Below are 15,192 nucleotides of genomic sequence, written 5' to 3'. Positions count from 1 at the left end.
CGCCGTGCGGAGCATGGGCGGGCCGGGGTGCCTGTCGGTCCCGGCCCGCGATCGAAGGGAACGTCCCGTGGCATCGTCCGTTCAAGCCTCCGCCGCACCCGTCCTCACCGACCATTACGTCGAGCACGACTCCACCATCCCGGCGAACAAGGGCGAGAGGATCAAGCTCTTCGTCCGCGAGCGCAACGGCACGCCCACGGGCGGCCAGCGCCGGCCCGTGCTCATGCTGCACGGCCGCAGCGTCTGCGCCCTGGCCGGCTTCGACCTCCAGTACAAGAAGTACAGCTGGGCCGAGGAGCTGGCGAAGGCGGGCTTCGACGTCTACGTGATGGAGCAGCAGGGATCGGGGCTCTCCACGCGTCCGAAGATGGACGACCCGCGCAACGTCAGCCCCGCCCAGCAGAAGCTCCTCGTTCCCAACCCGAACGCCACCGAGTACACCGGCCCGGTGGCCTACGCCGCGCAGCTGAACAACTCGCAGAGCGACTGGGACGAGGTCGACACGGTCGTCGACTTCATCATCGCCCGCAGCGGAGTGAGCAAGGTCGACCTCATCGGCTGGTCCGCGGCCGCCCAACAGCTCGGCCCGTACGCCATCCAGCACCCCGACAAGGTGCGCAGTCTCCTCCTCACGGCGCCGATCTTCCCGCCGAACGGCAGGCAGAGCGCCCCCGGGACCGACTTCGGCGCGCCCGTGCCCCTGCCGGTGTCCACGCCGGAAGCCGCCTTCGGCTTCCCGATGACCGTCGGTACCAAGATCGGTTTCGACACCGCCTGGAAGAGGGATCTCGGGTGCCCGGACCAGCGCGAGGCCGGGATGGTCGACGAGGTGTGGAAGGCCGTGCTGGCCGCCGATCCGGTCGGCGCCAAGTGGGGAGGCCCCGTGCCCGGATCCCCGGAAGGGCTCAACCGCGTCCGGAACGCGTACTGGTGGGGATGGAACAAGACCACCGTACCGTTGCACGGAGTCCTCGGCGACAAGGTGCCCGTGTGCATCGTGTACGGGGAGCACGACACGATCATCAACACCTCGTCGAGCCTCGGCCTGCTGTACTTCTCGACCTCCGAGCTCTACAACGCCATCCCGGGGTCCAAGAAGCTGATGTTCCGGCTCGCCTGCGCCGGCCACCAGATCGTCTGGGAGCGCCAGGCGAAGCTGCTGCACACCATGTCCGAGCACTGGCTGAAGAGTGGCAAGGTCTTCGGCGTGAGCCAGGGAAGCTTCTACCGGGATGAGGACGAGGTCCTCATTCCACTGTAGTGACGGCCCGCCTGCCGGCCTGTCGGGTGCATCGGCCTACCCGGCGAAGGAGCGGCCACCGGTTCGCAGCGCCTCACCGAGGATGCGTACGGCCTTGGAGCCCACTCCGTGCAGGGCGAGCAGTTCCTCCTCGGTCCGTGTGGAGACGTCGGCGAGTGTGAGGATGCCGGCGGCGGCGAGTGCCCGCGTCGCGGGCCTTCCGATGGCCCGGGGCAGGTCGCCGACGTCGCCTGCGGCGGTGGCGTCCGTGGCCGCCACCTGCGCCGCGAGCCGCCGAGGCGCCCGCGTGAGCCAGGCTCGGCGGACCCAGTGGTCGAGCTGCCGACCGTCGATGTCGGAGAGCGGGACTCTCACACCGAACGGTGTCTCGCCCCGGTACAGCAACGCCGCGGTCGGCTGCGCCGCAAGCATCTCGTCGCGCTCCCCGGAAGGGAGATGGAGCCGGACGTGCTGGTCCCGGTCCACGGCCGCGAACCGCTTGTCCCGGACGGTGAAGGCGGCCAAGCCGGGGCCGCTCTCTCGCTCGGCGGTCTCGGGAAGCGAGAGCGCGGTCCTGCGAAGCTGGGCGAGGGTCGTCATCGATCCACCTCGGCGGGTTGCGGAACGTCCGGACTGCCGCGTGCCGCTGGGGCACGCTCAGGTGAGAACGACGTGGCGGCAGGTCGCGTTCCCCTGGCCGGGCGCACGCCCCGCCGCCCTTCCCCCCCCCGTACGGCCCACCCGTACGGCTCCGGCCTGGGCCGGCCCGGCTCTACCGGCCGCCCAGCCAGAGGTCCGGGCCGAAGACCTCGTAGTGGATCCGCTCCGCGGGAACACCGCGCCGGAGCAGGTCGCCACGCACCGCCCGCATGAACGGCAGCGGCCCGCACAGGTAGGCGGTCAGGTCGCGGGGGAGTTCCACACCACTCAGGTCGGCCCGGCCGCCCGTCGCCTGTGCGGACCGGTCGCCCGGGACCTCGTAGAAGAGGTGGAGGCGGGCGTCGGGCAGCGCCCGCACCAAGGCGAGTTGTTCCGCGCGGTGCGCGTGGTCGGCGGGGGAACGGTCGGCGTGGACCGCGATGACGCTGCGCCCGGACCCGGCGGAGGACAGGTGGTCGAGCATGGCCAGCAGGGGCGTGGTGCCGATTCCGGCGGACGCCAGGAGCAGCGGACTCTCGCCCTCGGGCAGGGTCAGGTCGCCGAAGGGCGCCGACACGGTCAGTGTGTCGCCCAGCCGCGCATGCTCGTGGAGCCAGGAGGAGACCTCGCCGTCCGGTCGTGCCGCGCCGTGGACACGCTTGACGCTGATCCGCCAGTCCGGTCGGCCAGGGGCGGAGGAGAGGCTGTACTGGCGTATCTGCCGTGCGCCGTCCGGCAGTTTCACCTGGACGCTGACGTACTGGCCCGGGCGGAAGGACGCGGCCGGGCCGCCGTCGCCGGGCCGCAGGAGGAAGGAGACGACATCAGGCGTCTCCCGGCGCCGTTCGGTGATCTCCATGCGCCGCCACACTCCGCCCTCCGCGGCGCCCGCCTCCTGGTAGAGCCGGGCCTCGACGGCGATCAGGGCGTTGGCCATCAGCCAGTACACCTCCTCCCAGGCCGAAGCGACCTCTTCGGTCACCGCGTCACCCAGCACCTCGGCTATCGCCGCGAAGAGATGCCGGTGGACGATCTTGTACTGGTCGGCCGTGATCCCCAGCGACGCGTGCTTGTGCGCGATTCCGGCCAGCATGGCGTCGGGTCGGGCGTCCGGTCTCTCCAGGAGCAGGCCCGCGAACGCCGCGATCGATCCCGCCAGCGCCTTCTGCTGCTCGCCGGTGGCCTGGTTGCCACGGTTGAACACGTCGCGGAGCAGATCGGGATGGGCGTCGAACAGCTTCCGGTAGAACAGCTCGGTGATGTTTCCGATGGCGGCCCCGACGGCCGGCAGAGTGGCCCGGACGACGGGAGCGGACTGCTCGGAGAGCACAACGCCTCCTAATAGGTAAATGATCTTCGTGTTTTGGTGTGTGGGTCCGGAGCCGCGTGCGGCTCCGTGGAGGGGGCCGAGCTACCGCTGGGGCGGGCCGGAGAGGGACAGCAGGACCGGCCCGGTGGGCGAGGTGACCAGGTCGGCCACGGTCAGCGGATCGAGCGTGGAGTAGAACGCCTCCTGGGCGTCGTGCAGTGCGCGCCGCAGGCGGCACGCCCCGCGCAGGGGGCATGGCGGGTCTTCGCACGAGACGACCTCGCTCTCGCCTTCGAGCTGCCGTACCAGCCAGCCGACGGAGGCGTGCCGGCCGAGACCGGTCAGTGCGAGCCCTCCGCCGCGGCCGCGCCGGGCCTCGACCACGCCCAGGTGCTGCAGGCGGGTGATCGCCTTCGCCGCGTGGGTCTGGCGCACGTCCATGGCCTCGGCCACCTCGCGGGTGGTGAGTACTTCGTCGTCGCCGCAGACCGCCAGGCGCATGACGGATCGCAGGGCCAGGTCGGTGAACTTCGTCAGTCGCACAGCCCGGACGCTAGCAAATACGCATCCGGCATTCATATTTGAAATCCGCTCGGGGTCGTGTGGCGTGCGTCACGGACCGGTGCGTGCCACGGCGTGCCGACGGCCTGCCGGCACGCCCTCGCGGCGAGGGAGCGGGCAGGCGCGGCGAGGTCCGTGCGGCACGGGCCGAGGGGGCGCCCCTTCGCCCCGGCGGGCGCATCGGCGTCGCGCGGACCGGACGGTCCCTGGCGTACCCGACCGGACCGGGCACAGGATGTCGGGTCCGGCCGTGTGGTTCCTTCCTAGCGTGAGGGATCGAAAGGGAAGGAGACCGGGGTGCTGGAGCGGCTGAACCAGGCCATGGAGCACATCGAGCGTCACCTCGACCAGCGGATCGAGGTCGCCGACCTGGCGCGGATCGCGACGACGTCGGAGTACCACTTCCGACGGCTCTTCTCCGCGTTGGCGGGGATCCCGCTCTCGGAGTACGTCCGGCGCCGGCGGCTGACGGTCGCGGGCGCGGAGGTGCTGGGCGGGGAGCGGACGCTGCTGGAGATCGCGGTGCGTTACGGCTACACCTCGGGGGAGGCGTTCGCGCGCGCGTTCCGCGTCATGCACGGCGTCGGCCCCGGCGAGGCGAGGCGGAACGGCGCGCGCCTTCAGTCGCAGCCACGGATGTCCTTCCGACTCGTCGTCGAAGGGAGCACGAGCATGCAGTACAAGGTCGTGGAGAAGGAGGAGTTCCGTGTCGTCGGAAGGAAGGCGCGCGTCCCGCTCGTACACGAGGGGATGAACCACGCCATCGCCGACTTCATCCGGGGGATCGGCCCGGAGACGCTGCGGCGCATCGAGAGCATGTCCGACCAGGAACCGGAGGGGATCGTCTCGGTGAGTGACGATCTGGACGCGAGTCGCGCCGAAGGGACCGAACTCGACTACTACCACGGCGTGGTCACCCGCGCCGCGGTGCCCGAGGACATGGACGCGCTCACCGTCCCGGCCGGGACATGGGCCGTCTTCGAGAGTTCCGGGCCGTTCCCGCAGACGCTTCAGTACATGTGGCGGGACGTGTTCACCCAGTGGTTCCCGTCCAATCCCTACCAGAGCCGGCCAGGGCCCGAGATCCTGCGGACCCGGCTGGCGCAGGACGGGACGCGCGCGGACGCGGAGTTGTGGATCCCCGTGGAGCGGACGGCGCTCTGAACCACGGCGCGCGGCGGCCCCGCGCCGCAGCGCGCCGCGCACGGGGGCCACGCCGCCACGGCCTCGGGACGGTACTCGCCGCGACGGCGCGACCGGGCGGCGCAGCCCCTTTCGCGCGGGTCGTTGCCGCGGGCAGGGGGATGAGAGGGCCGCCGGGAAATGGATTGTCGTCGCCGTGACCTTCCTTCTAGGGTTTCGACCATCGACGGCGTGTAGCTCAGTCAGTCAGAGCGCCGGGCTGCAGACCCGGAGGGCGCAGGGGCGGAACCTGCCACGTCGGCTTATGAACGAGATCGCTGACAAGCAGCTCCCGCCTCCGAACGCCGACCCGGCGTATGCCGCCGCCCAGTTGGACCGGGCCGTGCGCACCTTCCTGACGCACCCCGACGCCGACACGCGCGACCGCGCCCAGAGCCGGATGCGCCAGTGGCGGGACGTGCTCTCCGGAATCGCGGACGGGCGGCTCACCATCGGCTCCCGTGCGCCGGTGGCCGGACTGCCGGGCTGGGTCACGCCCGAGGTCGTACGCGGGGGGTTCGCGACCGGTACGCCCGCGGCCGGCGGACCGCTCGCCCCGTACGAGGAGCAGGCGGCGCGACGAGCGGGCGTTCCCGCCACGCGTTCCGCGCTGTTCGCCCACGCCCTGACGGAAGAGGGCCTGACGGAGCTGTGGGAGCTGCTGGACAGCGGACGCTACGAGGCGGCGCTGCCGGAGGAGACCGCGCTGCTGACGGTCGCCTGGCTCGTCCGGGCGGATGACGTCGAGGCGGCCGCCGGACTGGTGCGCGAGCTCCAGCCCTACGCGGACCGACTGCGCTTCCTGCCCCGGCCGGTGGACCGTCCGGCCGCCGCACCGGGCGCGGTGCACCGCCGCACCGTCGCCGAGGTGACCGCGGAGCTGTCCGGCAGGCAGCCGAAGGCGGCGATCGAGGCGCAGCGGGAGGCGCTGACCGTATGGCGGCCGTTCGAGGACGAACTCCTCGGCTTCTGGCTGCGCTCTCAGGCCGCCGACGCCACGAGGACCGAGGCCTCGGGGGCCGATGCCCCTCGGGCAGGCGCAACGCAGGGCGCCGCGCTGGGCGACGGCGGTGCTTCCGGCGCCGGCGGGGAACGGAGGGAACGGGGTGCGGCGCCGCGCTCGGCGACAGGTCCTGCGGCGCGCGTGCCGGATGACAGCGGCCGCCGCAGGGAAGCCGCCGCACTCCTCCAGCGGTACGAAAAGCTCGCGGCGGCGCACCCGTTGTGCGGCAAGCACCGCAATGCGAAGTCGAACGCCGGCATCCTGCGGCGCGCCCTGGAGGACGTGGCCGCCGGCCGGCCGGTGCCGCCCCGGCTCGCCGGGCTGGTCCGCCACGCCGTGACCTCGATGGTCGCCAAGCGCGGGCTTCCGGGTTCTCCCGAGCACATCCGGTTGCGCAGCGCGCAGGCCCGCCAGGCAGCCCTGCCCTCCCACCACCGGATCGCCGCGCTCGTGGTGCGCCGGCTTGCGGACCGCGACCAGCGCACGGGCATCGCCGACGTCGAGTCCCCGGTCGCCCCGGTGACCGCCGTCGAGGCCGACGCCACCGGGCTGCCGGAAGGCGCGGCCGTCCCCGAGCCGCTGCGGCGGTCGGTGGCATCCGCCCTGAGCGCGCCGCTGGAGACCCTCGTCGAGCGCGGACTCGTGCCGTCGGCGGAGGTCCTGGCGACGCTGGTACCGCAGCTGGTCGCGGCCGCCACGGCCCGGCGGTTCGTCGACCCGGCGCTGCGCACGCTGGCGGCGGCCACCTACCGCGCCTTCCGCAACCGCCGTTCGCTGCTGCTTCTGAACCTCGAACACCAGGTGCGCGTGGACGAACTCCCCTGGGTGCGGGCGGTCGCCGGACACGGTACCGACACCGACGCGACCGAGCGATCGCGGGCTGCGGCCGCGGAGACGCTGCGGCAGCTCGGCGAGCTCGCGGTCGGCGCCTTCCCCGGCACCCTGCTGCCCAACCCGCTGGTGCGTGAACTGTCCCAGCTGGCGCGGCAGGCCGACCTCGCCGCGCCGTTCGTGGAGGAGCTGGCCGCCGACATCTTCATGGGCTCGTTCACCCCGAAGTTCCTCGACTCCGCGCGCGCTGCCGCCGACCTCCTCGACGGCAGCCTCTACGCCCGCTACTACGCCATCGACTGCGTGGCGGTTCGGAGCATGGCAGTCGTCCAGGCCGCGGAAGGCCTCGTGCGCCGCCGCGCGACCTTCGCGGGGGCCGGTTCCGCCCCCGCCCGCGAGTTCGCACGGATGTGCGCCGAGCGGGCAGAGGCGTCCGCCACGGGAGCGGCCCGTTCGGGGCGCGGTGCGGGATCCTGGTCGGGCTCCCCGGCGGCGAACGGCACCGTGATCGAGCAGGCGCAGATCCTCACCACGCACAACCTGGCAGTCCTCGTCCGGCAGGCGGGCATCGCTCCGGCGGCCGGCTGGGAGTCGCTGGCCCGCGCATGCTTCACCACGGTGTGCCGGCTCGTGACACGGGTGCAGGGGCACCCGCGCCCGCTGGCCACGGTCAAGGACGCGGCGTACGCGTGGCGGCAGATGCTGTTCCACCTGTCGCTCTGCGCCCCTGACCGTCAGGCGGCGGTCGTGGAGTGGGTGGCCACGCAGACCGCCGGACAGCCGTGGCACACGGCGGCTCGACTGGGCCCGGCCGTCGCGGGGTTGCGCCTGGTGGCCGCGGGCGGCGCATTCGACACGGACGGCACCGCACAGGGCGGGCTCGCCCGCCGGTTCCTCGGCTGGAGCCGCGGAGGCCACTGGATGATCTGACCATGCGGAGCCTCCGGCCGGCTCGGCTCCCGGTCGTGCGGGCGCCTCGGACCTGCTCGCCGTGACCGGCGCCCGCACCACGTCACACCGCACCCGCGGCTGCGTGTCGCGGTGGGCGCGCCGGGATCCTCACACGGCGCGACCCGCCCGCGCGGGCCGTCCGGATCGGGCGCACACGCCGCGTGAGGCGACGTCGAACGACGCTTCCGTAGCGCTGTGACTCACATCACATGAGGTTCCTGTCAGTAATCGAGAGGCTGTCCCGCTCAAGTCACCGAGAGCGAACGAACCGACAGGAGCAGCACATGAAGCACCGCATCGTCGTCCTCGGCGCCGGCTATGCCGGGGCCCACGTGGCAGGGAACCTGGCCCGCCGGCTGTCCCCGGCGGACATCGAGATCACCGTGGTCAACGCCGAGCCGGACTTTGTCCAGCGGCTGCGGCTGCACCAGCTCGCGGCAGGCCAGGAGATCGAGGCTCCGCCGCTCGCGGAGGTCTTCGCGGGCACGGGGATACGCCTGCGCCTGGGCCGTGTCACCGCCGTCGACCCCGAGCGCCGGGTCGTCGCCGTGGCAGACGCCGGCGGCGTCGGCGAACTCGTCTACGACACGCTTGTCTACGCTCTCGGCAGCCGGGGCGCCGACCACGGCGTCCCCGGTGTGGCCGAGCACGGCTTCGACATCGCCTCCCGCCCCTCCGCCCTGCGCCTGCGCGCCCACCTCGACCGCCTCGACCGACACGGCGATCGCGGCGAACACGGGAGGGTGCTGGTCGTCGGCGACGGGTTGACCGGCATCGAGAGCGCCACCGAGATCGCCGAATCCCGGCCCGGCCTGTCGGTCACGCTGATCGCCCGCGGAGAGCTGGGCGCTCCGCTCTCCGCCGGAGCCCGCGGCCACCTGCGCCGGGCCTGCGACCGGCTCGGGATCACCGTCCTGGAACACACCACCGTCGAAGCCGTCGAGGCGAGGCGAGTGCTGTGCGCCGACGGCGCGACCCTGGCGTCCGACGCGACCGTGTGGGCGGCCGGCTTCGCGGTCGACCCCGTCGCCGCCGCCGGCGGGCTGGAGGTCACCGAGAACGGCCGGATCATCGTCGACGGAGCCATGCGGTCCGTCTCGCACCCGGACGTCTACGCCGTCGGTGACAGCGCCTACGCCATCGGCGACAACGGCAGGCCGCTCCCCATGTCCTGCGCTTCCGCCGGTTTCACCGGCAGGCAGGCCACGGCCGCGATCGTGGGACGGCTGACCGGCCGCGAGATCGCGAAGGCGAAGCTGGAGTACCTCGGCAACCACATCAGCCTCGGGCGGAGGGACGGGATCCTGCAGACGGTCGACGGCGAAGGGCTGGCCCAGCCGAAGTACGTGGGCGGCTGGAAGGCCGCGCGGATCAAGGCGGGCATCCTCAGGATGTCGCTGTGGGCCAACTCCCACCCGACCTTCGGTCTGCCCCAGCGCAAGCGCCGCACGACCGCCGCGCCGGAGACGTCCGTCGAGAAGGCCGGACCCGTCGCTGCCTAGGGTGGTCCTCGTGAACAACTCGGACGCCGATCGCTTCGACGCCGATCGCTTCGAGGCCGGCCGCAAGCGGCTGGCCTCGCTGGCGTACCGGCTGCTGGGTTCCGCCGCCGACGCCGAAGACGCCGTGCAGGACGCCTTCCTGCACTGGCAGGCCGCCGACCGGTCGCGGATCACGGTGCCGGAAGCCTGGCTGACCAAGGTCGTCACCAACCTGTGCCTCGACCGCCTCCGCTCGGCCCAGTCCCGCCGAGAACGCGCCGTCGGCGCCTGGCTGCCCGAACCGCTCCTGGACGGCGACCCGATGCTCGGGCCGGCCGACACCTTCGAGCAGCGCGAATCGGTCTCCCTGGCCGTGCTGACCCTCATGGAGCGGCTCACGCCCCTGGAACGGGCCGTCTACATCCTGCGCGAGGCGTTCTCCCACAGCCACGCCGAGATCGCCGAGATCCTCGACATCACCGAGTCCGCGAGCCAGCAGCACCTCCACCGGGCCCGGCGCCGCGTCACCGCCGAGCGCCGCCGAGGCGGAGGCGAGACCGACCCGGCGTCGGCCCGCAGGATTGTGGAGGAGTTCCTCGCCGCCGCCTCCTCGGGGCGCACCGACCGGCTGGTGGCGCTGCTCACCGACGACGCGACCGCGATCTCCGACGGCGCCGGTCTGGCCAGGAAGCTGCTGCGGTTCGACACCCCGCAGCGCATCGCCACGCTCGCACGGGCCGGATTCAGACCCACCGCCGCGAAACGGCGACTCGCCGGCGGCACGCCCGCCATCCACTACGCGCGCGTCAACGACGCCCCTGCCCTGCTCTTCGTGCTCGAGGACCGGGTCATCGGCGCCGTGACGTTCGACCTCGCCGACGGCAGGATCACCACCATGCGCGGCATCGCCGCCTCCGCCCGCCTCGTACGCCTCACCGAGGCATGGCGCCGACACGAACCGGTCACGCCGCTCGTCCCGCGATGGTGACCCGGCACCGAACATGAGGAGTCCGCCCGCCGGATGGCGGAGCGCGCCTCGCCCGGGCCGGTGCGGCCGCCGCACACTGGGCCGACCGGGCCGAGCCGGGCGCGTCCGGACGAAGGTCGCCGTCGGGCGGTCGACGGCGCCGTAGGGTCGGATCCCGTGTCTCCGGATCGAACGGTCTCGTGCCGGACAGGTGGACTGTGCGTACTTCCGACATCGACTTCGAGGCGGTCTTCCAGTCCTTGCCGGGCGCCGTCGCGCTGCTGAGCAAGGAGCTGGTGTTCGTCGACGTCAACCAGGCGTACCTCTCCCTGTCGGGCCGTACGCGCGAGCAGGTGGTGGGGCACTTCCTCTTCGACGTCTTCCCCGACAACCCCGGCGACCCGGCCGCGAGCGGGGTGCGCAACCTGCACGCCTCGCTCCAGAGGGTCGCCTCCACGGGGGAGAGCGACACCATGGCACTGCAGCGCTACGACGTGCAGGACCCCGAGCGGCCGGGGGAGTGGGAGGAGCGGTACTGGAGCCCGGTCAACGCCCCGGTGCTCGCTCCGGACGGTGCGGTGGCGCTGCTGCTCCACCGAGTGGAGGAGGTCACCGAGATCATCCGCGCGCACGACCGCCGCAGCGGAGGTGACGGTGCCCGGGTCCTGGAGGCGGAGCTCTACACCCGCGGCCGGGAACTCCAGGAACTCAACCAGCGGTTGCGCGAGGCACACGCCCGCGAACGCGAGGTCGCACTCCACCTCCAGCAGGCGATGCTCCCCGCCCCCGGCCCGATCGGCCACCGCGCAGCGGTGCGCTACCGGCCCGCGACCGGCTCCCTGAACGTGTGCGGTGACTGGTACGACCTGATCGACCTGCCCGACCGCGATGGCACCGTCCTCGCCGTCGGTGACGTCGTCGGCCACGGACTGCGTGCCGCCGGCGTCATGGGCCAGCTGCGCAGCGCGCTGTCCGCCGCCTCCCGGGTCGCCGCCGGGCCGGCTCAGGCCCTTGAGGTGCTGGGTCTGTACGCGCGCCATGTCGACGGCGCGGAGTCGACCACCGCCGTCTCGGTCTTCATCGACTGGACGGCCCACACGCTCGCCTACAGCAGCGCCGGACATCCGCCGCCCGTCCTCTGCCACCCGGACGGCACGGTGACGTTCCTCGACCAGGCGACCGACCCGCCGCTCGGAGCCCGCCCGGAACACGTCTCGCGTCCGCAGGGCCGAACCGGCTTCACCGACGGCTCCACTCTCGTCCTCTACACCGACGGGCTCGTCGAGCGCCGTCACGAGGACATCGACACCGGCCTCCGCCGACTCGCGGACTCCCTGAACCGCCACCGCGCGGCCGACCCCGACCGGCTCGCCGACGCCCTCCTGGCCGATCTGATCCCGCCGGCCGGCATCACCGACGACACCGCCCTGGTCGTCCTCCGCCTCTGACGGTCGACGCGCCCGGAGCGACCGCCCGAAGCCGTCCGCCTCACCGGCGATCCCGGCGTCCGGAACCCGGCGAGCGCGGGCCCGCGACGCCCGGGGCTGCTCTCCCGGCCGCCCTGGACGATGCCGCCCCCCGGGTGGCCGTTCCGGTGGGGTTCTCCGGGGGAACGAGCGAGCGATGAGAACAGGCCAGTGTCATGTGTCAGGTGCGTCAAACACTTCCCGCCCACGCTCCATCAGAACTGGTGAACTCCCCAGCTCAAAGGAGTAATGCACCCCGATCGACCACCATGATGACGTCGTCTCACCCACCCCCCAACGCACAAGGAGCACGACCATGTCCGAGACGACCGAGCCCAACGTCGGTTCGTTCACTCTCGGCGGTCCGCTGACCGCCGAACCCGCCGGGACCATCGAGGTGCCGGAGCACCAGGAGTGGCCCCTGCCCAACGGCTTCGCCTGGGTCTTTCCCGGCGAGGGCAACACCAGCGGTCTCGTCCGGCCCGTCATCATGGCCGACGGTTTCAACCTCGGCCGGAGCAAGCTCGACGCGCTCTACCACGGTCTGGAGAACGGCGAGTTCCCCTTCATCAGCGAGCTGCGCCGACGCGGCAGGGACGTGATCCTGCTCGGCTTCGAGGAGCGCAGCGCCTCGATCCGCGACAACGCGCAGGCGGCCGAAGCCGCCGTCATGCGGGCCATCGCCGAACAGCAGGGCGATGCGCGCCTGGCCGTCGGCGGGTTCAGCATGGGCGGCATCGTCACCCGCTACGCCCTCGCCCGGATGGAGACCCGGCGCATCGACCACCGGACCGCGCTGTACTTCTCCTACGACAGCCCGCACCGCGGCGCGACCATTCCGGTCGGCGTGCAGGCGTTCTCGTACTTCATCCCGTTCCCGAACGATTTCGCCCGGCAGATGAGCAGCCCGGCCGCCTGCCAGATGCTGTGGCAGCACTACGACCCGGAGACCGGCAAGACCGGTGTCTCCCCGTTGCGCACGGACTTCCTCGACGACCTCGACCGGGTCGGCGGGTGGCCGCGGATCCCGCGCACGATCGCCGTGGCGAACGGCCGCGCCGACGGGGTCGGCCTGCCGGAGGTGAAGGCCGGCGAGGTCGCGCTGCGGATCGAGCGGATCTACCCGGGCACCACCTTCTACGCCCAGGCTCAGGGCGACGACGTGACGGCCGCCTATCTCAACCGCAGGCTCCCCAAGGCAGAGGAGACCATCACCACCAGCGACTTCCCGGAGCTGGACGGCGCCCCGGGCGGAACCCTGCACACGTACAAGATCCTCGCCGACACGCTGGAGAAGCTCGGCGGCAAGGCGGAGCTGCGCCACGAGGACGTGTGCTTCGTCCCGTCGGTCAGCGCGGTCGCCATCCGCGACATCGACCAGCAGGGCAACCTCTACGCGAACATCGGCGAACTGAACTCGGAGGAGAGCGAGTTGGACGACTTCCTCTGTTCGTCCACGACCACCGCGCACACGGCCATCACCGAGGAGCTGTGCACCTGGATCATCGATCGGCTCCCCAGCTGACCGTGTCCGTCCCGCACTGACCGGGGCCGCCGTCCGCACGCAGCAGGGCGGGCGGCGGCCCTCGCTCGCCCACGAAGCCGCGGGCGACGAGCAAGAGGCCTGAGCGGAGTCCTGTCGGCGCGTGACCCCGGCGCCGGCGCACGCCGGGCGGATCAGGCCGTACGACTGCCTCGCGCGTCACGGCCTCGTGAGTCGTCAGTCCGGGGCGCGTCGTCCCGACCGCCCTGGGCGCGCCGCGCGTGGGTCACACTGCCCAGCCAGCCCAGAGCGAAGCCGACCGGGATGGAGATGAGGGCGACGGACTGGAAGGGGAGCCAGGCGACGTCCACGCGGGGGAGGAACGACGAGGGCAGACCCGACACCATGGGCGTGAACGCCTGGAGCACGACGACGCAGCCCGCGCCGCCGGTGAGCGTCCACATCAGGCCGCGTTCGGTGAAGCGGCTCCAGTACAGGCTGTAGACGAGGGCGGGCAGCAGGCTGGAGGCGGCGACGGCGAGCGCGACCCAGCTGAACATCTGGATGTTCCAGTCGAGGGCCGCGTACGTGAGGATGATGCCTGCCGCGCTGACGGCGACCGCACCCCAGCGGGCGGTGCTGATCTCGACGCCCTTCTCCGAACTCCCCGTCCGACGCAGCGCCTGCCGGTACAGGTCGTGTCCGACCGCGGCCGAGGCGGTCAGGGTGATGCCCGCGATGACGGCGAGGGAGGTCGCGAAGACGGCGGTGGCCACGAGGACGAAGAGCGCGGCCCCGGTCGTGGATCCCGGCCCGCCGGCGAGCGTCCCGGTGACGAGCATCAGGGCCCCAGTGCCGCCGGGGCTGACCGCGGCCAGCTTCGCGCCACCGACGCTCGCCGCCGTCCCCAGGCCGATCACCACCGTGCACGCGATGACGGCCGAGACGACGAGCAGGGCGCCCCGGACGGAGCGGCGCGCCGCCGTGGCGCCGGGAGTGGCGTGCAGTCGCATCACGACGTGCGGCATGACGGCCGCGCCGAGGACGATGCTGAGCTGGAGCCCGACGAAGTCGAAGGTCCAGCTGGCGCTGGGGTTGGAGCGTTGCAGCAGCCCGGGCTGGAAGTACGCCGATCCCGCACCGTTGTTGGCCCGCGCGGCGTCCAGCAGAGCGACCGGATTCCAGCCGAAGCGGGCGAGGAGCGCGCCGACGACGAGGACCAGGGCGACGATGACGATGACGGTCTTCGCCGCCTGCAGCGCGGTTGCCCCGCGCATCCCCCCGACGGCGGTGGCGCAGGCGATCAGGACACCGATCATCACCGCGATCGTGCGCTGCGCTCCCACGGTCTCCAGGCTCAGGAGCTGCGCGGTCACCAGGGCCACGGCCGACAGCTGTACGACGAAGTAGAGCAGGCACACCAGCAGGGTCACGACCGCCGCGGCGACCCGGACGGGGGTTCCCGGCGCACGGTCCGCGAAGACGTCGGCGATCGTGAACCGTCCGCGCGCACGCAGCGGCCCGGCGAGGAAGGACAGGACGACGAGAGCGGCCACGGTGCTGCCCGCGACGAACAGGCCGTCGAATCCCATCAGTGCGACGGTCCCCGCGGTTCCCACCACCGTGGCCGACGAGATGTAGTCCCCCGCCAACGCGAGTCCGTTGCGCACGGGCTTGTTCCGCCGACGGCCGATGTAGAAGTGCTCGGCCTCCTCGCGCTGAGGCCCGAGGAGCAGGCAGGCGAACAGCGCGGCGACCACGATCAGAAGGAAGCTGATCAGGACCGCGCCCTGCGTGACACCCCCGGACATGGACAGCTCGGTGACGGGGGAGGGATGCGCGGTCATGACTCTCCGGGACGCTCGCGACGGTAAGGAGCCCACGAGAGCACGGTGCGGGCCCGCCGGTGAAGGAGCGGCAGCGGGGACGTGTCACGAGCACATCGGCGCGGCCCCGGCCTGTGCACGGGACCAATGCCGTACGGGCGGGGAGCGCCCGACGGGGAAGGGCCTCTCGGCGGAACCGCTGCGTCCGCCCGGGCGACGCCCGCCGAGCCGGGTCCCTCGACCCGCGCGTGAG

11 protein-coding genes and 1 tRNA gene are annotated in these 15,192 nt (G+C 72.4%); 8 read left to right on the top strand and 4 right to left on the bottom strand.

Features of this window, described 5'->3' with window-relative positions; translation table 11 throughout:
• Nucleotides 1-67: 67 nt before the first annotated feature.
• Nucleotides 68-1,261, top strand: coding sequence for an alpha/beta fold hydrolase (locus AB0K65_RS14395; RefSeq protein ID WP_365716382.1), 1,194 nt, complete (start codon nt 68-70; stop codon nt 1,259-1,261).
• A gap of 36 nt (nt 1,262-1,297) precedes the next feature.
• Here AB0K65_RS14395 and AB0K65_RS14390 read toward each other — a convergent pair whose 3' ends face one another.
• From AB0K65_RS14390 to AB0K65_RS14380, 3 genes are all read right to left on the bottom strand, one after another.
• The gene (locus tag AB0K65_RS14390) at nt 1,298-1,840 is read right to left on the bottom strand and encodes a hypothetical protein (RefSeq protein ID WP_365716162.1); all 543 of its coding nucleotides are present in this window, start codon (nt 1,838-1,840) and stop codon (nt 1,298-1,300) included.
• Nucleotides 1,841-2,012: 172 nt separating this feature from the next.
• On the bottom strand, nt 2,013-3,209 hold the full coding sequence (locus AB0K65_RS14385; protein ID WP_365716161.1) for a globin domain-containing protein: 1,197 nt from the start codon (nt 3,207-3,209) through the stop codon (nt 2,013-2,015).
• Between the two features lie 81 nt (nt 3,210-3,290).
• Entirely contained in the window at nt 3,291-3,731 is a 441-nt protein-coding gene (locus AB0K65_RS14380; RefSeq protein ID WP_365716160.1) for an Rrf2 family transcriptional regulator, read from the bottom strand.
• Nucleotides 3,732-4,046: 315 nt separating this feature from the next.
• Here AB0K65_RS14380 and AB0K65_RS14375 point away from each other — a divergent pair, with 315 nt between their 5' ends.
• The 7 genes from AB0K65_RS14375 to AB0K65_RS14345 all read left to right on the top strand — a co-directional run bounded on the left by AB0K65_RS14375 (nt 4,047) and on the right by AB0K65_RS14345 (nt 13,155).
• Nucleotides 4,047-4,913, top strand: a complete 867-nt coding sequence (locus tag AB0K65_RS14375) for an AraC family transcriptional regulator (protein ID WP_365716159.1) — start codon at nt 4,047-4,049, stop codon at nt 4,911-4,913.
• 206 nt (nt 4,914-5,119) lie between these two features.
• Nucleotides 5,120-5,193, top strand: a tRNA-Cys gene (locus tag AB0K65_RS14370).
• A 3-nt stretch (nt 5,194-5,196) separates the two neighbouring features.
• Nucleotides 5,197-7,695, top strand: coding sequence for a hypothetical protein (locus AB0K65_RS14365; RefSeq protein WP_365716158.1), 2,499 nt, complete (start codon nt 5,197-5,199; stop codon nt 7,693-7,695).
• A gap of 305 nt (nt 7,696-8,000) precedes the next feature.
• Nucleotides 8,001-9,218, top strand: coding sequence for an FAD-dependent oxidoreductase (locus AB0K65_RS14360; RefSeq protein WP_365716157.1), 1,218 nt, complete (start codon nt 8,001-8,003; stop codon nt 9,216-9,218).
• A gap of 10 nt (nt 9,219-9,228) precedes the next feature.
• Nucleotides 9,229-10,185, top strand: coding sequence for a sigma-70 family RNA polymerase sigma factor (locus AB0K65_RS14355; RefSeq protein WP_365716156.1), 957 nt, complete (start codon nt 9,229-9,231; stop codon nt 10,183-10,185).
• Between the two features lie 197 nt (nt 10,186-10,382).
• Nucleotides 10,383-11,612, top strand: coding sequence for a SpoIIE family protein phosphatase (locus AB0K65_RS14350; RefSeq protein WP_365716155.1), 1,230 nt, complete (start codon nt 10,383-10,385; stop codon nt 11,610-11,612).
• Nucleotides 11,613-11,946: 334 nt separating this feature from the next.
• Nucleotides 11,947-13,155 carry a hypothetical protein gene (locus AB0K65_RS14345; RefSeq protein ID WP_365716154.1) on the top strand — a complete coding sequence of 403 codons (1,209 nt, stop codon included), beginning with the start codon at nt 11,947-11,949 and terminating at the stop codon, nt 13,153-13,155.
• A gap of 152 nt (nt 13,156-13,307) precedes the next feature.
• Here the strand turns inward: AB0K65_RS14345 and AB0K65_RS14340 are convergent, their stop codons facing one another.
• Nucleotides 13,308-14,960 carry a cation acetate symporter gene (locus AB0K65_RS14340; protein ID WP_365716153.1) on the bottom strand — a complete coding sequence of 551 codons (1,653 nt, stop codon included), beginning with the start codon at nt 14,958-14,960 and terminating at the stop codon, nt 13,308-13,310.
• Nucleotides 14,961-15,192 lie beyond the last annotated feature (232 nt).

The organism is Streptomyces sp. NPDC053755 (assembly GCF_040677675.1).
In the GTDB taxonomy this organism is placed as follows: Bacteria; Actinomycetota; Actinomycetes; order Streptomycetales; family Streptomycetaceae; genus Streptomyces.
Note: the sequence above shows the minus strand (reverse complement) of the source record. Positions and strands in the feature narration are given on the sequence as shown.

Coding starts and splice junctions, on each gene's coding strand:
- AB0K65_RS14390 (WP_365716162.1), bottom strand. CDS start 1,840: ATGACGACCCTCGCCCAGCTTCGCAGGACCGCGCTCTCGCTTCCCGAG.
- AB0K65_RS14365 (WP_365716158.1), top strand. CDS start 5,197: ATGAACGAGATCGCTGACAAGCAGCTCCCGCCTCCGAACGCCGACCCG.
- AB0K65_RS14360 (WP_365716157.1), top strand. CDS start 8,001: ATGAAGCACCGCATCGTCGTCCTCGGCGCCGGCTATGCCGGGGCCCAC.
- AB0K65_RS14345 (WP_365716154.1), top strand. CDS start 11,947: ATGTCCGAGACGACCGAGCCCAACGTCGGTTCGTTCACTCTCGGCGGT.
- AB0K65_RS14340 (WP_365716153.1), bottom strand. CDS start 14,960: ATGACCGCGCATCCCTCCCCCGTCACCGAGCTGTCCATGTCCGGGGGT.